Origin of the sequence: Streptomyces novaecaesareae (assembly GCF_000716875.1) — a bacterium.
Lineage (GTDB): Bacteria > Actinomycetota > Actinomycetes > Streptomycetales > Streptomycetaceae > Kitasatospora > Kitasatospora novaecaesareae.
Genome location: NZ_JNWQ01000106.1, coordinates 1 through 19,665 on the forward strand (window position 1 = coordinate 1; position 19,665 = coordinate 19,665).

At 73.9% G+C, this 19,665-nt stretch carries 17 protein-coding genes, 1 tRNA gene and 1 pseudogene; 3 read left to right on the forward strand and 16 right to left on the reverse strand.

Annotation, left to right across the window (positions count from 1 at the left end; translation table 11 throughout):
* Positions 1 to 141: 141 nt before the first annotated feature.
* The 6 genes and pseudogenes from OP86_RS29085 to OP86_RS29105 all read right to left on the reverse strand — a co-directional run.
* The gene (locus OP86_RS29085) at positions 142 to 1,326 is read right to left on the reverse strand and encodes a glycosyltransferase 87 family protein (protein WP_157849870.1); all 1,185 of its coding nucleotides are present in this window, start codon (positions 1,324 to 1,326) and stop codon (positions 142 to 144) included.
* 338 nt (positions 1,327 to 1,664) lie between these two features.
* Positions 1,665 to 3,245 carry an amino acid permease gene (locus tag OP86_RS29090; RefSeq protein WP_078589334.1) on the reverse strand — a complete coding sequence of 527 codons (1,581 nt, stop codon included), beginning with the start codon at positions 3,243 to 3,245 and terminating at the stop codon, positions 1,665 to 1,667.
* 178 nt (positions 3,246 to 3,423) lie between these two features.
* Positions 3,424 to 4,932 (reverse strand): penicillin-binding transpeptidase domain-containing protein, encoded by a 1,509-nt coding sequence (locus OP86_RS29095; protein WP_078589336.1) that lies wholly within the window; start codon positions 4,930 to 4,932, stop codon positions 3,424 to 3,426.
* Positions 4,932 to 6,266, reverse strand: coding sequence for an FtsW/RodA/SpoVE family cell cycle protein (locus tag OP86_RS29100; RefSeq protein WP_030260003.1), 1,335 nt, complete (start codon positions 6,264 to 6,266; stop codon positions 4,932 to 4,934). The genes OP86_RS29095 and OP86_RS29100 overlap by 1 nt, the downstream gene beginning before the upstream one ends.
* A gap of 205 nt (positions 6,267 to 6,471) precedes the next feature.
* Complete coding sequence (locus OP86_RS38910; protein ID WP_267883125.1) at positions 6,472 to 6,603, reverse strand: hypothetical protein; 132 nt, start codon at positions 6,601 to 6,603, stop codon at positions 6,472 to 6,474.
* Positions 6,603 to 6,920 (reverse strand): annotated as a pseudogene (locus OP86_RS29105) (ATP-binding cassette domain-containing protein); the annotation flags it as partial. The gene OP86_RS38910 and the pseudogene OP86_RS29105, both read right to left, overlap by 1 nt.
* A gap of 165 nt (positions 6,921 to 7,085) precedes the next feature.
* Between OP86_RS29105 and OP86_RS29110 the strand changes: the two are divergent.
* Positions 7,086 to 8,426 (forward strand): VWA domain-containing protein, encoded by a 1,341-nt coding sequence (locus OP86_RS29110; protein ID WP_033333871.1) that lies wholly within the window; start codon positions 7,086 to 7,088, stop codon positions 8,424 to 8,426.
* Between the two features lie 2 nt (positions 8,427 to 8,428).
* The gene (locus tag OP86_RS29115; protein ID WP_051830904.1) at positions 8,429 to 9,307 is read left to right on the forward strand and encodes a hypothetical protein; all 879 of its coding nucleotides are present in this window, start codon (positions 8,429 to 8,431) and stop codon (positions 9,305 to 9,307) included.
* Between the two features lie 69 nt (positions 9,308 to 9,376).
* Here the strand turns inward: OP86_RS29115 and OP86_RS29120 are convergent, their stop codons facing one another.
* The 10 genes from OP86_RS29120 to OP86_RS29165 all read right to left on the reverse strand — a co-directional run bounded on the left by OP86_RS29120 (position 9,377) and on the right by OP86_RS29165 (position 18,906).
* Positions 9,377 to 10,996, reverse strand: coding sequence for a DUF2079 domain-containing protein (locus tag OP86_RS29120; RefSeq protein WP_078589340.1), 1,620 nt, complete (start codon positions 10,994 to 10,996; stop codon positions 9,377 to 9,379).
* A 64-nt stretch (positions 10,997 to 11,060) separates the two neighbouring features.
* Entirely contained in the window at positions 11,061 to 12,263 is a 1,203-nt protein-coding gene (locus OP86_RS29125; protein WP_051834212.1) for a glycosyltransferase 87 family protein, read from the reverse strand.
* 342 nt (positions 12,264 to 12,605) lie between these two features.
* Positions 12,606 to 12,679: transfer RNA gene (locus OP86_RS29130), tRNA-Ala, on the reverse strand.
* 82 nt (positions 12,680 to 12,761) lie between these two features.
* Positions 12,762 to 13,766 (reverse strand): divisome protein SepX/GlpR, encoded by a 1,005-nt coding sequence (sepX, locus tag OP86_RS29135; protein ID WP_030260011.1) that lies wholly within the window; start codon positions 13,764 to 13,766, stop codon positions 12,762 to 12,764.
* A 150-nt stretch (positions 13,767 to 13,916) separates the two neighbouring features.
* On the reverse strand, positions 13,917 to 14,543 hold the full coding sequence (locus OP86_RS29140; RefSeq protein WP_030060780.1) for a GNAT family N-acetyltransferase: 627 nt from the start codon (positions 14,541 to 14,543) through the stop codon (positions 13,917 to 13,919).
* Positions 14,540 to 15,058, reverse strand: a complete 519-nt coding sequence (locus tag OP86_RS29145) for a MogA/MoaB family molybdenum cofactor biosynthesis protein (protein ID WP_030060781.1) — start codon at positions 15,056 to 15,058, stop codon at positions 14,540 to 14,542. The genes OP86_RS29140 and OP86_RS29145 overlap by 4 nt, the downstream gene beginning before the upstream one ends.
* Complete coding sequence (gene moaC, locus OP86_RS29150; RefSeq protein ID WP_051830910.1) at positions 15,055 to 15,495, reverse strand: cyclic pyranopterin monophosphate synthase MoaC; 441 nt, start codon at positions 15,493 to 15,495, stop codon at positions 15,055 to 15,057. The genes OP86_RS29145 and moaC overlap by 4 nt, the downstream gene beginning before the upstream one ends.
* Before the next feature lie 164 nt (positions 15,496 to 15,659).
* Complete coding sequence (glp, locus tag OP86_RS29155; RefSeq protein ID WP_030260014.1) at positions 15,660 to 16,997, reverse strand: molybdotransferase-like divisome protein Glp; 1,338 nt, start codon at positions 16,995 to 16,997, stop codon at positions 15,660 to 15,662.
* Between the two features lie 25 nt (positions 16,998 to 17,022).
* Positions 17,023 to 17,943, reverse strand: a complete 921-nt coding sequence (gene galU, locus OP86_RS29160) for a UTP--glucose-1-phosphate uridylyltransferase GalU (protein WP_030060785.1) — start codon at positions 17,941 to 17,943, stop codon at positions 17,023 to 17,025.
* Positions 17,944 to 17,994: 51 nt separating this feature from the next.
* A complete protein-coding gene (locus tag OP86_RS29165; protein WP_051830908.1) occupies positions 17,995 to 18,906 on the reverse strand; it encodes a GGDEF domain-containing protein in 912 nt (303 codons plus the stop codon).
* Between the two features lie 62 nt (positions 18,907 to 18,968).
* On the opposite strand from OP86_RS29165, the gene OP86_RS29170 reads away from it, so the two are divergent.
* Positions 18,969 to 19,544 carry a 5-formyltetrahydrofolate cyclo-ligase gene (locus OP86_RS29170; protein WP_030060787.1) on the forward strand — a complete coding sequence of 192 codons (576 nt, stop codon included), beginning with the start codon at positions 18,969 to 18,971 and terminating at the stop codon, positions 19,542 to 19,544.
* Positions 19,545 to 19,665: the final 121 nt, after the last annotated feature.

The window sequence follows — 19,665 nt, forward strand, 5'->3', positions numbered from 1 at the left end:
CGCCGACCGTCGGCACCGGGTCAGAGCGCCCCGGAGACGAGCGGGCGAGTCCCCGCCCCGAGCCGAAGGGGCGCGCCGGTGCCGAAAGCGAGAAGCGACCAGCGAGGCACGAGCGCCGGAGCGCCGACCGTCGGCACCGGGTCAGAGCGCCCCGGCGGCGAGCGGGCGAGTAACAGCCACCGGGCGGCGGCTGCTCCAGCGCCGGGCCGCCAGCCGGGGCCAGATCACCAGGACGGCCGGCAGCGCCAGGTACCCGAACCGCCCGGCCGGGGCGAGCATGAAGGCGATCGCGAGCCCCGCGGCCAGCAGGTCGGCGGCGGCGATCGCGGAGACCGGCGGCCGGGCCAGCAGCCAGATCGCCACCCCGATCAGGGCCACGGTCATCAGCGCCATCGAGATGGAGTGCCCGGTCGGCCCGAAGCCGGCCAGCACCTTGCCGGGCAGCGGGCTGCCGGCCGGGGTGCGGATCGCGGTCATCCCGAGCGGGAAGCGCACCACCTGCTCGGCCAGCGCGTCCGCCTGGGTCAGGACGGACGGCAGGATCACCGCCGCGCTCACCCCGACCCCGATCAGCGCGGTCCGGGCGGCGGGCCGGCGGCCGTAGAGCCGCCACAGGAGCAGCACGGCCACCGGCAGGGCCGGCCAGGCGGTCCACTTGAGGCTGCAGGCGAGGGCGAGCACCAGCCCGGCGCCGACCGTGCGGTCCCGCTCGGCGAGCGCCATGGCCAGGCAGCAGACCCCGATCAGCGGCAGGTCGACGCCGCCGACCGCCAGGGCGAGGGCTATCAGCGGCGAGGCGGTGAGGACGGCCAGCGGCAGCAGCGGCGCGCGGTCCCTGGAGGGCCGCAGCAGCCGCCAGGCGGCCAGCAGGCAGGCGAAGAAGGTCAGGGCGAACCAGATCCGGGCGTCCCCGGCGACCCTGGCGAAGGCGGTGGAGTCCCCGAGTAGCTGGCGCGGCAGCCCGAACAGGGCCATCGCGGGCAGGTACGGGTTGTAGTCGGTGACGACCGCCGGGTGCGGCAGGTAGGCGTCACCGGTGGTGAGCAGCAGGTGGGCCGAGCGTTCGACCACCATGACCTCGGACTGGTGGCGGCCGTGCAGGGCGAGCAGTCCGAGCGGGACGAGGACGGCGCCGACGAGGGCGACGGCGGCGGCGGTCTGGGCCGCGAAGCGGCGCGGCAGGGTCAGGCAGAGCAGTCCGGCCAGGAGGTAGGCGGGGGCGGCGATCAGGCCCCAGACCCGCTGGTTGTCGAGGTCGGAGACGAGCGGGAAGGCGGCGGCCCAGCCGGCCGCGATCAGGCAGCCGAGGAATTGGACGGTCCGCATCGAGGCGAGCTTGGTGGGATTCAGCCGATCGTGCGTGGGCGGGAAGGTGTTCTCGCCACGCTGACGGGGGAACGGCCGGACGGAGAAGCCTCTCGGCGGCCGTCCGGGTCTGGACGACGTCTCGGTCGCGATGGTCTGGGCCGGCGTTCTGCTGCGGCCGGTGAAGCGGCCGCGCGGGGGGGAGAAGCCGGGCGTGCGGGTGCTCACCATGGTGGAAGGTTATGGGTGCGGGCCCGGCCCTGTCGCCATGGCGTTGGGCACTGGGCGGGGGATGGCACGAAAAGGGCCGCCGGGTGTCGTTGCGGTCGGCGGCCCTTCACGTCTGGTTCGTCTGCCGGTCAGCCGGCGACGTGGTCGGCGTGGTCCGCGGGTACGGCCTGCTGCTCGGCCTGTTGTTCGGCCCGCTCCAGCTTCGAGTGCTTGATGCTGTAGCCGAAGTAGACGACCACGGCGACGGCGAGGGCGATCGCGCCGGCCCGGAAGGTGTCGGCGTGCAGGCCGGTGATCAGGTAGATGCAGAAGGCGACGCTGACCAGCGGGACGACCGGGTAGCCGGGCACCTTGAAGCCGCGCGGCAGGTCGGGCTGGGTGCGGCGCAGGACGATCACGCCGAGGGAGACGACCGAGAAGGCGATGAGCGTGCCGAGGCTGGTGATGTCGGCCAGGACGTTCAGCGGGATGAAGGCGGCCAGGGCGCCCACGCCGAGACCCACCACGATGGTGTTCCAGATCGGGGTGCCGGTGCGCGGGGAGAGCTCGGCGAAGCGCTTGGGCAGCATGCCGTCGCGGCCCATCGAGTACAGGATGCGGGTCTGGCCGTAGATCACCACGAGGGTGATGCTGAAGATCGAGAGGATCGCGCCGATCGCGAAGACCATCGCGGGCCAGCTCTGGCCGGTGATGTCCTGGAGGATCTGGGCGAGGCCGGCCTCCTGGCCGTCGAACTTGTTCCAGGGCTGGGCGCCGATGCCGGCCAGGGCGACCAGGATGTAGAGCAGGGTCACCACGACCAGCGAGATGATGATCGCCATCGGCAGGGTGCGGCGCGGGTTCTTGACCTCCTCACCGGCGGTGGACACGGCGTCCAGGCCGATGAAGGAGAAGAAGATGCTGGACGCGGCGACCTGCACGCCGCCGATGCCGAGCGGCATGAACGGGGTCAGGTTGCCGGAGTGGAAGCCGGTGAAGGCGACGCCGATGAACAGCACCAGGATGACGATCTTGATCGCGACCATCGCCGCGTTGACCTTCACCGACTCGCTGACGCCGCGGATCAGCAGGAAGCAGACCATCGCGACCAGCAGCAGCGCCGGCAGGTTGAACCAGTGGGTGCTGTCCGGCGCGCCGGCGAGCTGCTCGGGGATCTTGACCCCGAAGGCCAGGTCGAGGAACTTGTTCAGGTACTCGGCCCAGCTGACCGCGATCGCGGAGGCGGAGACGCCGTACTCCATCAGCAGGCAGATGCCGACGCCGAAGGCCACACCCTCGCCGAGGGTGGCGTACGCGTAGGAGTACGAGGAGCCGGAGACCGGGATCGCGGAGGCCATCTCGGCGTAGCAGAGCGCGGTGAGTCCGGCGGTGACCGCGGCGATCACGAAGGACAGGATGACGGCCGGGCCGGCCGAGGGCACCGCGGTGTTGAGCACGAAGAAGATGCCGGTGCCGATGGTGGCGCCGATGCCGATCGCGGACAGCTGCCAGAGCCCGATGGAGCGGCGCAGGTGGATGCCGGAACGTCCGCCCTCCTCGGGCGCGCCGGCCGGGAGGGCGTCCTTGCCCTCGCTCTCCGCGATCAGTGACGAGACGGGCTTGCGTCGCAGCAGACGCGCACCGAGGGTGTTGCTGCTCAAAGCTGCGGTCCTTCTAGGCGGTGGAGGGTGTCCTAGCGGCTGGTCACCCGATACTTCGAAGGGCGTCATCGGGGACCAACCGAACAAACATGGGACAGTACCCGGCGAATGCACCAGTGTCGCAAACGAACAGTCCGGATCGGCGCATTGTCCGAATTGGCACATATCGCTATACAAACCGGACACTTCGTAAACGGCGCATCTGCCGTCGGGCAGCTAAAGCAGCAGCTCAGCGCCCCTGCGGCGGTCAGACGCCGAGCACCGCCCGCATCACCGACCGGGCGATCGGCGCGGCGAGGGCGCCACCCGTGACATCCGTGGCGTCACTGTCCGCGACCACCACGGCCACCGCGACCGGCGGCACCGCGGTCGAGCCGGCCGGCTTGGCCCAGGAGATGAACCAGGCGTACGGCGTCCCGCTGTTCTCCACCCCGTGCTGGGCCGTCCCGGTCTTGCCGCCGACCACGGCCCCGGCGATCCGGGCGTTCCCGCCGGTCCCGTTCTCCACCACGTCGGTCATCAGCTTCTGCACCTGTGCGGCCACCGCCGGCGGCACCGCCTGCCGGTACACCGTCGGCTTCATCCGCCGCACCACGGTGCCGTCGCTCCTGGTGAGACTGTCCACAAGCTGTGGACGCATGACCGTCCCGTCGTCGGCGACCCCGGCCGCCACCATCGCCATCACCAGCGGGGTGGCCGCCGTGTCGAACTGCCCGATCGAGGAGAGCGCCAGCTGCGACTCGTCCATCCGGGTGTCGAAGGCCGACCGGGCCGCGCGCACCGGGACGTCCAGCTTCGCGTCGTCGAAGCCGAAGTTCCCGGCCATCGCCGCCATCCGGTCCAGCCCGGTCCGCACCCCGAGCCAGCCGAGCACGCTGTTGCAGCTGGCGGTCATCGCGGCGTCCAGCGACAGGCCCGCCCGGTCGCAGGCCGGGGTGTCGTTGACCAGCGGCGTGGTCGTACCTGGCAGGACGTACGGGTGGGGCGCCGCGGTCGGCGCGTCGATGTCGGTGACCACCCCGTCCGCGAGCGCGGCCGCGGCGGTGACCACCTTGAAGGTCGAGCCGGGCGGGTAGGTCTGGCGCAGCGCCCGGTTGAGCATCGGCTGGTCGGGGTCGGCCTGCAGCCGGTTCCAGGCTTCCTGGTCGTCGGCGGCGTGGCCGGCGAAGCTGCCCGGGTCGTAGGAGGGCGTGCTGGCCAGCGCCAGGATCCGCCCGGTGGCCGGCTCGATCGCGGCGACCGCGCCGGTCTGGCCGCCGAGCCCGCGCATCGCGGCCTCCTGGGCGGCCCGGTTCAGCGTGGTGTGCACGTCACCGCCGGGGTTCTGCCGGCGGGACACGGCGTCCCAGAGCGACCAGCCCGTCAGCCGGCCGTCGGTGCCGGTCAGCAGCTCGTCCTCGGTCCCCTCCAGCTGGGTGGTGCCGTACGCCTGCGAGGCGTAGCCGGTGACGGCGGCGTAGGTCGGGCCGTCGGTGTAGCTGCGCTTGTACGCGTACCGGCCGCCGGTGGCCACCGAGCCGGTGACCGGCTCGGTGCCGACCAGGATGTCGCCGCGCGGCTGGGCGTACCGCTCGATGGTGAGCCGCTGGTTGGCGCTGTTGCGGTCGAGTTCCCCGGCCTGGAACACCTGCACCCGGGTGGCCTGGACGCACAGTGCCGCGACCAGCAGCAGGCAGAAGGTGCCCGCCCGGCGGCCGGTGACCGAGATGCCGGGCAGCCCCTGCGGGCCGTTGCCGCGCGGCCGGATGCGCGCCATCAGGCCACCTCCTCCGACGCCGGCCGGCGCGCGATGTCGCTCACGCGTACCAGCAGCGCGACGATGATCCAGTTGGTGACCACCGAGGAGCCTCCCTGGGCGATGAACGGCATGGTCATCCCGGTCAGCGGGATCAGCGCGAGCACCCCGCCCGCCACCACGAACACCTGCAGGGCGACGATCGAGGCCAGTCCGATCGCCAGCAGCCGCCCGAACGGGTCGCGCAGCGCGATGCCGGTCCGGAAGCCCCGCGAGACCAGCGCCGCGTACAGCAGGAACACCGCGATCAGCCCGGTCAGGCCGAGCTCCTCGCCGATGGTGGCGAGGATGAAGTCCGACTTGGCGGCGAAGCCGATCAGCACCGAGTGCCCGTTGCCGAGCCCGGTGCCCAGTTCGCCGCCCCAGGCGAAGGCGAACAGCGACTGGGCGATCTGGTTGGCGCCCCGGCCCGCCGCGATCGAGCCCAGCGGGTCCAGCCAGTCCGCGACCCGGCTGTGCACGTGCGGCGAGAGCCAGCCCACCGTCACCGCCCCCACCGCGGCCAGGCCGAGTCCGATCGCGATCCATCCGGTGCGCGCGGTGGCCACGTAGAGCATCACCACGAAGAGGCCGAAGAACAGCAGCGAGGTGCCGAGGTCGGTCTCCAGCACCAGGACGCCGACGAAGGCGGCCCAGATCAGCAGGACCGGCCCGAGCACCCGCCCGCGCGGCAGCTGCCAGCGCCAGACCCGGCGGCCGGTGAGCGCCAGCGCGTCCCGGTGCACGGCCAGGTAGGCGGCGAAGAAGACGGCCAGCAGGATCTTGGCGAACTCCCCGGGCTGGAAGGAGAGCGGCCCGATCACGATCCAGATCCGCGAGCCGTACACCGGCGGGAAGAAGATCGGCAGCACCAGCAGGACCAGCGCCGCGAACGCCCCGAGGTAGGCGTAGCGCCGCAGCCTCCGGTGGTCGCGCACCAGCAGCACCACCGCGATGAACAGCGCCACCCCGAGGGCCGACCAGAGCAGCTGGGCGGAGGCGGCGGCGCGGCCCGGGGTGGCCCGGTCGAGCCGGTAGATCACCACCAGGCCGATCCCGTTGAGCAGCACCGCGATCGGCAGCAGCAGCGGGTCCGCGTACCGGGCCCGCCACCGCACGACGGCGTGCGCCGCCAGGGCGATCACCCCGAGCGCGGCGCCGTACTCGGCGGCGTCGGCCGGCGCCGTGCCGTCCAGGTCGACGCCGACCTCGACGTAGCCGAACACGGCGGTCAGGACGGCGGCGAGCACCAGGACGAGCTCGGTGGTGCGTCCGGTCGGCACCGGCCGGCTCGGCCCGGCGGCGGATCGCGTCACGGCGGAGGGTGTCGCCACGGACCGTCCTGGGGGTGGGGGTGCCCGGTGCCGCCGTCCGGGGGAGGCCGATCGGGGCGGGCCGGCGGCGCCCGATGCCCTGGTTCGTCACCCTAACGACCGCTATCCGGCTGTCATCACTCTTCGCCGGAGTGTGTCGCCCATTGCCCCGATTGCCCCGGTGCTCGCCCTGGCCGGCACCTGGTGCTCACTCGGGCCGGCGCCCCGCCAGCGCCGCGGCGCCCGCGCAGCCCGCGGCCAGCAGGACGACGGCGAGCAGCAGCGCCGGCCACGGCACGACGACCCGGCCGGTCCGACCGGCACTCACCAGGGCGCGCACAGCCACTCCCCCGCCCGGCGCTTCGCCGCCTCGGCCGGCAGCCCGTGCACCCGGCCCACCCGCAGCAGGTACGAGGCCGCGTCGAACGGCAGCGCCGGCGGGAAGCGTTCGGGCACGTACGCCGTCGCGCCGGGCCGCGCCACCCGGCCCGTACTCGGCCGTTCGATCCCGGCGGCCAGCCGCAGCAGCGTCGACTTGCCGCTCCCGTTCGCCCCGGCGATCCGCACCAACTCCCCCGGCCCGACGGCCAGGTCGACCCCGCGCAGGATCCACCGCCCGCGCCGCCCGTACCGCTTGCCGACCGCCGTCAGCTCCATCGCGCCCCCGCTTCCGCCCACCGGTACGCAAGGCTATCCACGACGGGTAAGGCCGGCATGAGCCCGGACTCCTCGCCCACGCGCCGGAGTTCGCGCCGGGGCTGGTCGGTGCACGATCCGGACTCGTTTCGCCACGGCGAACTGATGATCCCTAGGATCGGCCGGGTGACTACCGGACGACGACCACAGACCAGGCTCGGCAGCCTGCTGGCCGCCCTGGCGATAACGGGCGCCTCACTGCTCCTCGGCCTGCCCGCCCACGCCGACGAACCATCAGCCGGTGCCGCCCCCGGGCCCAAGGAGGCCCCCCGGGTCGACCTGGTCCTGGACGTCAGCGGCTCCATGACCGCCACCGACATCCAGGGCAAGAGCCGCATCTCGGTGGCCCAGCAGTCCCTGAACGAGGTGATCGACGCACTGCCCGCGGAGACCGAGTTCGGCATCCGCACCCTGGGGGCGAACTACCCCGGCAACGACAAGAACCTGGGCTGCCAGGACACCAAGCAGCTCTACCCGGTCGGCAAGACCAACAAGGTGGAGGCCAAGACGGCCGTCGCCACCCTCCGCCCGACCGGCTGGACCCCGATCGGCCTGGCCCTGCGCGGCGCCGCCCAGGACCTCGGCAAGGGCGAGACCACCCGCCGCGTGGTGCTGATCACCGACGGCGAGGACACCTGCACCCCGCCCGACCCGTGTGACGTCGCCCGCGAACTCGCCTCCCAGGGCATCCACCTGGTGGTCGACACCCTGGGCCTGGCCCACGACGACAAGACCCGCCAGCAGCTGACCTGCATCGCCAACGCGACCGGCGGCACCTACACCGACGTCCGCACCCAGGAGCAGCTCACCGACAAGGTGAAGCAGCTGGTCGACCGCTCCAACGACACCTACACGGTGACCCCGGTCAAGACCTCCGGCACCGACAAGTGCGAGAGCGCCCCGGTCCTCGCCCCGGGCGTCTACACCGACCGCGAGAAGTTCTCCGAGCACCGCGTCTACAAGGTCCCGGTCAAGGCGGGCCAGGAGCTGCGCGCCTCGGTCAGCGTCGGGCTCGACCGCCCGGTGGCCCGGGACTACGGCGTCCTGCTGCAGGCCACCAGCGCGACCGGCCAGGAGCTGGTCCGCGGCACCGACGCCGGCAGCAGCCGCGCCGACGTGATCTCCACCGGCCTGCGCTGGTCCACCGCCGACTCCAAGGGCTACGTCACCGCGAGCCCGACCGCCTCGTCGGGCTCGTCGGGCTCGTCGAAGGACAAGCCGGAGACGACCGTCTGCCTGGTCGTCAGCAACTCGCTGGCCCCGCAGGCCGGCGTCCAGGCCGACCCCGGCCTGCCGCTGGAGCTGACCGTGGACCTGGCCTCCTCCTCGCCCGCCCCCGAGGGCGCCGCGATGGGCCTCGGCCGCGGCTGGATCCTGCTGCTCACCCTCACCCTGGCCGGCCTGGTCTTCGGCCTGCTGTTCGGCTGGATCGCACGTTGGCGGATCGCCGTCTGGCGGGAGAACTGACCATGCGTACGACGATTCGCGGCGCCCTCGCCGCCCTCGCCCTGCTCCCCGCCCTCGCCGTGGGGGCGCTCGGTGCTCCGGCCGCCTCGGCCGCGCCCTCGCCCTCGGCCTCGGCCAGCGCGAGCGGCACCCCGGCCCCGGCCACCAAGGCCGGCACCTCCTTCCTGACGGCGGTCAACCTCTCCCCCGGCCAGGACGCCAACGTCGCCGTCTCCACCGGCGACTACCTGTACTGGGCGTTCGGCGCCTCCGAGGGCCAGACCCCGACGGTCAACCTGACCGTCAACCTGGCCCCCGCGACCGACCGGCACGGCCCGCAGACCTGGTCCGTCGAGGTCTTCGACGGGCTGCGCCGCCGCCAGGCCTGCACGGCCGGCACCCAGAACGCCACCGGTGACCAGAACACCACCGCCCTGACGCTCGACTGCACCCTGCGCGAGGTCCGCACCTGGGCCGAGCCGTGGTCCGGCGACCCGCTGCCCGGCACCTACTACGTGCGGCTGTCGGTCACCGACGTCCCGCAGCCGGACCTCGGCCTGGCCTCCTCCGTCCGGCTGCACGTCGCCGCCAAGGGCAACTCCGACAACGCCCAGCCGGAGGGCGGGGAGCTGAAGGCCCCGCTGGTCCCGCCGGCCGGCGGCGGCGCGAGCACGGCCAAGGCGGCCGCCCCGGTGGCGGAGGAGGAGCACTGGTACACCGGCTGGTTCTCCGGTTGGAACAGCCGCTGGTACTGGACGATCGGCGGCGGCTTCCTGGCCGCGCTGGCGGGCGTCCTCGGCTACAACCTGACCCGGCACCCGCACGGCCGGCGCCCCGGCCACCACGGCACCGTCCCGCCGCAGGGCAGCCACCACAGCGGCTCCTACGCCGACCGTCCCTGACCGTCGGCACAGCCCCGAGGGCCGGCCGGAGAGGCGTCTCCGGCCGGCCCTCGGCCGTTCCCCGGGGCGTCAGCCCCGGAACAGGTCGTGCCCCACGTCGGACGGGACCTTGTCCTGGACGGGCTTGCCGTCCGGCCCCGGCACGTGCTCGCCGGGGATCGGCTCGTCGCCCTCCCGGTGCAGCAGCACCACGCCGTCCTCGGCCCACAGCTGGCGGTACCCGTGCGCCAGCAGCAGCTGGATCCGGGCGGCCTGTTCGGTGTCCGCGGCGAAGGGGAAGGAGCGCTTGTCCGACCTGGTGAGCACGTACTCGCGCCCGCGCGGCGTGCCGTCCACCAGCACCACGTCCGTCCGGGCGGTCAGCCGCGGCGCGATCTGGTTGTCCGCCTCCACCGAGGCCCCGTCCGGGATCAGCGCGGCGGCCCGCACCAGCGCGGCCTCGCTCGGCTTGGCCTCCCAGGAGGAGGGCACGGCCAGGTGCAGCAGCCCGATCGGTAGGGCGGCCACCAGCGCGATCCCGGCGGTGCCCAGGCCCAGCAGGCGCGCCCGCCGGACGGTCCGCGCGGGCCGCTCGGCGCTGCTCAGCCGGCCCAGCACCTCGACGGCGGCGGTGAGCAGGATCGGCCAGAGCATCGAGTCGTAGTGCCGGGCGATCGACCAGTGGTTGGGGTTGCTGGAGAGGATCCGCTCGGCCAGCAGCGGCACCGCGCACAGCACGGTGGCCGAGCGCAGCGGCAGCAGGAGCGTGGTGCCGAACAGCCAGAGCAGCAGCAGCGGCTTGAGCGGCTGGTCGAAGGCGGCCTGCACCAGCAGGAACGGGTCGTGCAGCAGGTTGCGCAGCACGTCCCCGCCGTCCGCGCCGAGGGAGCCGTAGTTCCAGTAGTAGCCCGGTTCCCCGCCCATCGCCGGGATCAGCCACGTGATCGCCACCGCCGAGGCGATCGGCCCGCCCAGCAGCAGGCCGAGCCCGGTGAAGCGGCCCGCCCGGTCCCGGGTGCGGCGGGTGCGCAGCAGCAGCACCAGCCCGTACGCCCCGACCATCAGGCCGAGGTCCTCCTTGGTGCAGCACAGCAGCACACCGGCGAGCACCACTGTGCCGTACCGGCGTGCGAGGCCGCGTTCCAGCATCAGCAGGGTCAGCGGTACGGCGAAGGCGACCTCGTGGAACCCGACCCGGGCGGCGACCAGCAGCGGCCAGCCGAGCCCGTAGACCAGGCCGGCCAGGTCGGCGGCCCGCCGGGCGGTGCGCGGCTGGGCCGCGGCGAAGGCGTGCACCGCGATCCGCCGGATCAGCGGCACCCCGGCCGCGAAGAGCAGCGACTGTCCGATGATCAGCGAGCGCGGGTCGTCCCAGATCCAGTACAGCGGCGCGAGCAGCGCCAGCACCGGCGAGAAGTGGTCGCCCAGCAGGGAGAAGCCGGGCGGGAACTCGTGGTGGAAGCTCTTCAGGGTGGAGACGGGCAGCCCGAAGTGGGCGTAGCCGCGCACGCCCTGGTCGAAGATGCCGAGGTCGAAGCCGCCGAGCGACACGGAGGTCCAGCCCTGGAGGCCGATGGCGCAGGTCACCGCGAAGCAGAGCGCGGTGAGCAGCGCGGTGCGCCGGGACGGTCCGGTCAGCAGGGCGGCGGCCGCCTTCCGGGCGGCGGGCACGGCGGCGGGCGGCGGCGAGGGTGCGGTCTGGGTGGTCACGTGAGGTCTGGTCCGTCCGGTCTGGGGCGGTCGGGTCCGGTCCGGGGCGGTCGGGTCCGGTCCGTCAGGTGCGGTTCGTCAGCGCGGGATCGCGGTCGAGCTTGGCGGCGAGGAGCGCCCAGGCCCCGCCTCCACTGGCGTCCACGGCCTGCCGCCGGGCGCGGTACAGCCGCACGCCCAGGACGACCAGGACGGCGATGCCCAGCGGCGCGTAGAGCGCGCCGGGCAGCTGCCAGTACCAGGCGACTCCGCGCCCCCACCGGTGCGGCACCGTCCACATGACGTGGGAGAAGAACACCACCACGGTCACGCCGAGCAGCACCTGGCGCGCCCTGGTCCTGGCCTCGACCACCAGCAGGGCGATCAGCGGGATGCACCAGACCCAGTGGTGGGTCCAGCTGATCGGCGAGACCAGCAGTGCGGTGAACGCGGCGCAGACCCCGCCCCAGGCGTCGGCCCGGCGCAGCACCCGCGCCGAGCGCCCGGCCAGCACGGCCACCCCGAGCCCGAAGGCGCCGACCAGCGCGGAGGCGGCCAGCCCGACCAGGCCCGGGTCGTTGACGTCGAGCAGCCGGCAGACGGCGCCGCGCAGCGACTGGTTGTCCACCAGGACGGTCACTCCGACCCGGCTCGGGTCCCAGAGGTACTTGGTCCAGAACCCGTACGAGGCGTCCGGCAGCACGGCCCAGCCGATCAGGCCGGCCGCCAGGAACGTGCCGCCCGAGACCAGCGCCGCCCGGACCCTGCCGGTCAGCAGCAGGTAGACGGCGAACAGGCCCGGGGTGATCTTGATGGCGGTGGCCAGGCCGATGCCCACGCCCTTGAACCGGTTCCGGTCCGAGCGGGTCAGGTCCCACAGGACGAGGCAGAGGATGCCGAGGTTGACCTGACCGTACTGGAAGGTGGTGAAGACCGGCTCCAGCCAGATGCCGAGGCCGGTCGCCAGGATGACGACGGCTGTGCGGTGCTGCTTGGCCCACCCGGCCAGCTTGAGCGACAGGTGCACGGCCAGGGCGAGCAGCGCGTAGTTGAGGAGCATCACCAGGACGCGCAGGGTGCTCACGTCGAACCAGGTGCTCGGCACGAAGAGCATCGCGGCGAACGGCGGGTAGGTGGCCGGCAGGTCCCACCCGGGCAGCCGCATCGCGTACAGGTCCTCGCCCCGGACGACGGCCTGCCCCTCGGCCCGGTAGACCAGCATGTCGACCATGGTGGCCCCGTGGCCGTGCCGGAAGAAGGCGAAGACCGCGAGCGACACCGCCGCCACGCAGGTCGCCGCGAGGGTCCAGGAGTTCGATCTTCCGAGTGCCGGGCCGTCGCCGGATCCCTCCGGGCCGGACTGCCGCGTCCACCGTGTCAGACCGAGCTCGCGCACCGCGATGGCACCCCGTTGAGATAGAGACCAGATCGTTCCGTCGTCAGCGTCTGGGCCCACCCACCATAACCGACCCCCCTGAGGCTCAAGCCGTGTCAGAAACCGCCCTCGGAAAGGGTTGTGATCCCGGTCACGGCGAGCTCCGGATCCGATCCGGTGCCACAAAACGCGAAATCCCGCCGGGAGTTGCCTCCCGGCGGGATTCGGTGGACCGGCCGGAGCCGATCCGTTGGGTGGAGCTGAGGGGATTCGAACCCCTGACCCCCTCGATGCGAACGAGGTGCGCTACCGGACTGCGCCACAGCCCCAACGAGAAGAAACTCTAGCACCTTTCGGAGGGGGTCCGTGACCACCCCCCGGGACGCGGTGCTGGTCGGGGGGTGGCCCGGGTCATTCGTTGGCCGCGCGGGGGCGGGACTCGGGGGCCTGCGGTTCGGCGTACTGGTCGAAGAGCGGGGTCGTGCGGGACTCGCCGGGCCGGCCCGCGGTCCAGGTGCCGGGGGCCGACAGGTCGAGCCCGCGGGAGACCCGGGGGGCGACCGGCGCGGTCACGTAGGTCGGCAGCGGGACGGGCACCGGCTCCCAGGAGTCCGGGCCGGCCGCCCCGCGCTCGCGCATGCCGTCGACCCACTCCTCGTGCTCGGTCGCCTCGGCCACCGCCGAGGCGGAGGGCACGGAGACGGTGGCCTCCTCGGGGTCGGCGGCCAGCCGCAGGTGCTGGCGGCGCCCGGTCCGCCCCTCGGCGGGCGCGGCCGGCTCCGCCACCGCGGCGGCCTCGGCCGGGGCGCCGTCGGCGGCCGGGGCCTTGGCGCGCTGCTGCTCGCGCTTGCGCAACCGTTCGGCCGCCTGGGCCGCCCGGACGCGATCGAGCTTCACCTCGTACCGCTGGCGCTCCAGCTTGCGCAGGTGCCCGATGTACAGGGTGAGGAGGGTCGCCGGGACGGCCGGGACCCAGAGGAAGGCCAGTCCGGCGACCGCGGCGACCACCGCGCCGAGCGCGAAGGCGAGGAAGAGGGCGGTGACCATCCGGCGCCGGCGGGCCAGCAGCCGCGCCCGGCGCTCGACCCCGGCTCCGGACGCGGGCGCCGGCACCGGCCGTTCGGCCGGGCGCTCCGCCGGGGGTTCGGGCTCCCGCGCCGCGGGGTCGCCGGAGGCGGCCTCGTCCCGTCCGGGAGGGCCGTCGTTGCTGTGCTCGTCGTCACGCGGTTCGTCGCCCAGGGCCCGGGCTGCCCGTCGCTCCAGCGCCGAACGCCCCGCCAGCAGGCGGATGGCGGTGCTGAAGCGTTCCGTCGGGCGCGCCTCGTTGAGTTCGTCCTGCCTGCGGAGCCACATCGGCACCAGATAGGCGGCCCAGGCCCCTACGATGACGGCGTAGATAAGGCCGCTACTGCTCACGATTCACACCGTACGGGCGCTGGGGAAGGCCTGGCAGCAATTTGGCGCGGCGTGTCGTGTGATCAAGCTGATTCTCCGACTATTTTGCTGGCATTTGTGACGGTCCGCCATCGCGTCGATGCCATATCGATATTTCTTTCGAACATATATTCAATTACTTGCCTCGCGGCCGGAACTGAGCGCCCGCCAGCGCTCCAGCATCCCCTCCGGGACCTCCTCGTCGGTCAGCGCGTACACCAGGTGGTCGCGCCAGTCGCCGTCGATGTGGAGATAGCGCGGCCGGATTCCCTCGGAGCGGAAGCCGAGCTTTTCCACCACCCGCCGGCTCGGGCCGTTCTCCGGGCGGATGCAGACCTCGATCCGGTGCAGTCCGAGCGTGCGGAAGCAGTAGTTCACCGAAAGCGCCACGGCGGTCGGGATGATGCCCTGGCCGGCCACCGCCTCGTCGACCCAGTACCCGACGTTCGCCGAGCACATCGAGCCCCAGGTGATCCCGCCGACGGTCAACTGACCGACCAGCTGGCCCTTGTGGAGCACCACGAAGGGCAGCATCCGGCCGGCCGAGGCCTCGCCGCGCAGGAAGCGGACCATCTGCCGGTACGTCGGGCGGGGGCCGGCGACCTGACCGGCCGGGCCGGGCGGCACGGTGGCCTCCCAGCGCCGCAGCCAGTCGCGGTTGCGACGGCTCACCTCCTGCCACTCCCGCTGGTCACGGGCCCGGATCGGGCGCAGCGTGACCTCCCCCTCGTGGAGTTCTACCGGCCAGCCGGCGTTCAGTGCCCTCTCCCGGATGCTGGAGCCCCGGATGCCGGGGCGTCGGGCCGGGGGTGGTCCCCGCCGCCGAGCTGGTCGACGGCGTGGGCGAGCAGCGGTTCCAGGACGGCCAGGCCGTCCTTGACGCCGCCGGTCGAGCCCGGCAGGTTGACGATCAGGGTACGTCCGGCGAGCCCGGCGAGCCCGCGGGAGAGCGCCGAGGTGGGCACCTTCTCCCGGCCGTACGCACGGATGGCCTCGGCGATGCCGGGGATCTGCCGGTCGATCACCCGGGCGGTCATCTCGGGGGTGAGGTCCATCGGGGAGATGCCGGTGCCGCCGGTGGTCAGCACGACGTCGTAGCCCGCCGCCACGGCCTCGCGCAGCACCGCCTCCACCGGCTCGCCGTCCGGGACGACCCGGGGGCCGTCGGCGGTGAAGCCCATCGCGGTCAGGCCGGCCACCAGCAGCGGGCCGCCCTTGTCCGCGTAGACCCCCGCCGAGGCGCGGTTGGAGACGGTGACGGCCAGCGCCTTCATGCCTGAACCTCCGGCGCGAACCAGTCGCCGCTCTTGCCGCCGGTCTTGCTGAGCACCCGGACGGACTCGATGGCGGCGCCCTTGTCCACGGCCTTGACCATGTCGATCACGGTCAGCCCGGCGACCGCGACGGCCGTCAGCGCCTCCATCTCGACGCCGGTGCGGTCGGCGGTCTTCACGGTGGCGGTGATCTCGACCGCGTCGTCCGCGACCGCGAGGTCGACCTTGACGCCGGAGACGGCGATCGGGTGGCAGAGCGGGACGAGGTCCGGGGTCTTCTTGGCGCCCATGATGCCGGCGATCCGGGCCACCGCGAGGGCGTCGCCCTTGGGCACGCCCTCGCCGCGCAGCAGCTCGACCACCTTCGGGGAGACCCTCACCCGCCCGGCCGCGACGGCGGTGCGCGCGGTGGTGGCCTTCTCGGAGACGTCGACCATCCGGGCCGCGCCCTGGTCGTCGACGTGGGTGAGGCGGTCGCCGGGGGGAGGTGTCGTCACGGGTAACTCCAGGGGCGCGCAGGTCGAAGTACCGCGCTACCGTACAGCGCTGTGACTCGCCCGCTCGCGAGGGCCCGGTGTCTCGGGGCGGGGCGGGCCGGGGCTCAGGAGTCCAGCAACACCACGTCCACCTCGCTGCCCGCGGGCAGGGCGGTGACGTCCTCGGGGACGGTGATCAGGCAGTCGGCCCGGGCCAGCGCGCCGACCAGGTGCGACTCGGCGCCGCCGACCGGCTCGACCGTGCCGTCCGCCGCCGAGTAGCGGCCGCGCAGGAACTGCCGGCGGCCGGCCGGGGAGCGCAGCGCCGCCGGGCAGAGGGCGCGCACGACCGGGCGGTGCACGTCGGGGGCGCCGAGCATGGTCCGGATGACCGGGCGGACGAAGAGTTCGAAGGAGATGTAGGCGCTCACCGGGTTGCCCGGCAGGGCGAGCAGCGGCACCCCGGCCGCGCCGCCGATCCGGCCGAAGCCCTGCGGCTTGCCGGGCTGCATCCGCAGCTTGCGGAAGTCCACCCCGCCGTAGGACTCGAAGACCTCCTTGACCACGTCGTACGCGCCGACGCTGACCCCGCCGCTGGTGACGATCAGGTCGGCCCGGCCGAGCTGGTCCTCCAGGACGGCGCGCAGCCGGTCGGCGTCGTCCGGGACGGCGCCGACCCGGTAGGCGATGGCGCCGGCCTCCTGGGCGGCGGCGGTGAGGGTGAAGCTGTTGGAGTCGGTGATCTGCCCGGGCCCCACCGGCTCGCCGGGCTGGACCAGCTCGCTGCCGGTGGACAGCACCACGACCCGCGGGCGCGGGCGGACCTTCACGGTGGCCCGGCCGATCGCGGCGAGCAGGCCGAGCTGGGTGGGGCCGAGCCGGGTGCCCGCCTCCAGGACCTTCGAGCCGGCCGCGACGTCGCTGCCGCGGCGGCGGATGTGCGCGCCCTCGGTGACCGGGCGCAGGACGCGGACCTCCTCGTCCGGGACGGGCGCGGTCATCGCGGCGGCGGCCACGCCGGTGCCGGTGCCGCCGTCGGTCCACTCGACCGGGGCGACGGCCCGGGCTCCGGGCGGGAGGGGGGCGCCGGTCATGATCCGGGCGGCCTGGCCGGGGCCGACCCTGGGCAGCTCGCCCGCGCCGGCGGCGATGTCGCCGACCACGGAGAGGACCGAGGGGTAGGCGTCGGTGGCGCCCGTGGTGTCGGCGGTGCGGAGCGCGTAGCCGTCCATCGAGCTGTTGTCGAAGGGCGGCAGGTCGCCGTCGGCGACGACGTCCTCGTCGAGCCGGCAGCCCTGGGCGTCGAGCAGCTGGAGTTCGATCGCGGGCAGCGGGCCGACCGCGGCGAGCACGTCGGCGAGGTGCTCGTCCACGGTCCAGAGGCGGGGGGCCGCCGGTGCCGGGTCCGCTCCTGCGTCGCAGCAGGCTGCGGGCGTGGTGCTGTGCTCGGTGGACCCGGTCATCGGCGGCTCGCTCTCTGTCGTGCGGTCAGTCCTGCATCTCGGAGCCGACGAACTCCCGCAGCCAGGAGCGGAACTCCGGGCCCAGGTCCTCGCGCTCGGCGGCCAGACGGACGATAGCGCGCAGGTAGTCGGCGCGGTCACCGGTGTCGTAGCGGCGGCCCGTGAAGAGCACGCCGTGCACCTGGCCGCCGTCCTCCGGCTCGCGGGTGGTGAGCTCGCGCAGGGCGTCGGTGAGCTGGATCTCGCCGCCGCGGCCGGGCGGGGTCTCGCGCAGCACGTCGAAGACCAGCGGGTCGAGGACGTAGCGGCCGATGACGGCGTAGTTCGACGGGGCCTCGCCGGGCTCGGGCTTCTCGACCAGGTCGGTCACCTGGAAGACGTCCTCGCCGAAGCCGTTCGCCTTGACGGCGGCGCAGCCGTAGAGGTGGATCTGGGAGGGCTCGACCTCCATGAGGGCGACCACCGAGCCGCCGAGCTCCTGCTGCACCTCGATCATCCGGGAGAGCAGCGGGTCGCGCGGGTCGATCAGGTCGTCGCCGAGCAGGACGGCGAAGGGCTGGCCGGCGACGTGCTGCTCGGCGACCGAGACGGCGTGGCCGAGGCCCTTGGGGTCGCCCTGGCGGACGTAGTGCATGTTGGCCAGCTCGACGGACTCGCGGACCCGGGCCAGGCGCTGCTCGTCGCCCTTGCGCGCCAGCAGCTCCTCCAGCTCGTAGGCGCGGTCGAAGTGGTCCTCCAGAGCGCGCTTGTTGCGGCCGGTGACCATCAGTATGTCGGACAGGCCGGCGGCGGAGGCCTCCTCGACGACGTACTGGATGGCCGGCTTGTCGACGACGGGCAGCATCTCCTTCGGGGTGGCCTTGGTCGCCGGGAGGAAGCGGGTGCCCAGTCCGGCCGCGGGTACCACGGCCTTGGTTACCGGAACTCGGGAGTTGCTCGTCGTCATGCGTTTACCTTACTCAGGCACGTTTTCGCCCGGCCGCACGCGCGGGGACGGCTAGGACAGCACGTCGCGGGGCACGGCCACAGTGGCTGGCGTATGGGACGTGACCGGCTGGGCGAGGGGGTCCCCACCGGCACAGGCCGACAGACTACCCGGCTTTTCCGAACGGTTACGTTCGGCAGTCGGCCCCTGTTCCGGGCCGGAAGCGACCGGTGCGCAACGCCCGGCGGCGGCCCGGTCGGGGGGCCGCGCCGTGCTCCGCCAGCAGTCGCCGCCGGCCGCCCGGGCCTCGGCGAGCGCCGTGTCGGCGGTGCGCAGCAGGACGGCGGCGTGGGTGCCGTCCTCGGGCAGGACGGCGATGCCGACGGCGGCGGTGAGGCCGTTGCCGTGCGCCGGGCGGGGCGCGCGGGTGCCGGAGGACCAGTCGAGCAGCAGGTGCCGGCGGACCGACCAGACCAGCCGCTCGGCGACCTGTGCGGCGCCCTCGGCGCCGGTGTCGGGCAGCACCACCAGGAACTCCTCGCCGCTGTAGCGGCCGAGGGTGTCGGCCCGGCGGATCTCCATCGCGAGGCGCTGGGCGAGGTCCCGCAGGACGGCGCCCGCCCGGCCGCGGCCGTGCTCGGCGACGACCGCGTCGAAGCCGGCGATCGACAGCATCAGCACGGCGAGCGGGCGGGGGCCGTCGCCCTGGTCGGAGTGCTCGGCGCGGCGGGCCCGTTCGATCTCCCGGTCGAGGGTGAGCTGCAGGTGGCGGTAGTTCCACACGCCGGTGAGCGGGTCGCAGGAGGCGGTGCGCTCCAGTTCGGCGCAGCGCTCCTCCAGTTCGGCGATCCGGGCCAGCAGCCGCTCGGCCCCGGCGGCGGCCGTGGCCCGGGCCCGGCGTCCCCGCAGACCGAGGACGGTGGCGCCGGCCAGCGCGGGGGCGCTCAGCGCGGCCAGGGCCTGGACCAGTAGCGGGGTGGACAATCGGGGCGCCCTTTCGCGTGGCAGGCTCTGCGCGTCGACGGTCTGGACACGTGGAGGATCCGGTGCACAACGAGAAGAGCGACCTGAGGTCACGGCTGTTGACGGAACGGCGCGCGCTCTCCGCCGAGGGGCGCGTGGAGGCGGCTCGCGCGCTGGCCGGGCACGCCGGGGAGCTGGCCGGGCCGGGCGCCACGGTGGCCGCGTACGTCTCAGTGGGCACCGAACCGGGGACACGGCCGCTGCTGGACGCGCTGCGGTCCGGCGGGGTGCGGGTGCTGCTGCCGGTGCTGCTCGCCGACAACGACCTGGACTGGGCCGAGTACGGGGGGCCCGGGGAGCTGACCCCGGCCGGGCGCGGGCTGCTGGAGCCGGTCGGCCCGCGGCTCGGGCCGGAGGCGGTGACGGAGGCCTCCGTGGTGCTGCTGCCCGGCCTGGCGGTGGACCGCGGCGGGCTGCGGCTGGGCCGGGGCGGCGGCAGCTACGACCGGGTGCTGGCCCGGCTGGGGCGGGCGGGGGTGCGGCCGGTGCTGGCGGTGCTGCTGTACGAGCACGAGCTGCTGGAGCGGGTGCCGGCCGAGCCGCACGACCGGCCGGTGGACCTGGCGGTCACCCCCTCGGGGGTCCGCCGGCTGGGCTGAGCCTCGGCCCCGCCCCGAGCCAAAGGGGCGCGCCGGTGCCGAAAGGGAGAAGCGACCAGCGAGGCACGAGCGCCGGAGCGCCGACCGTCGGCACCGGGTCAGAGCGCCCCGGAGGCGAGCG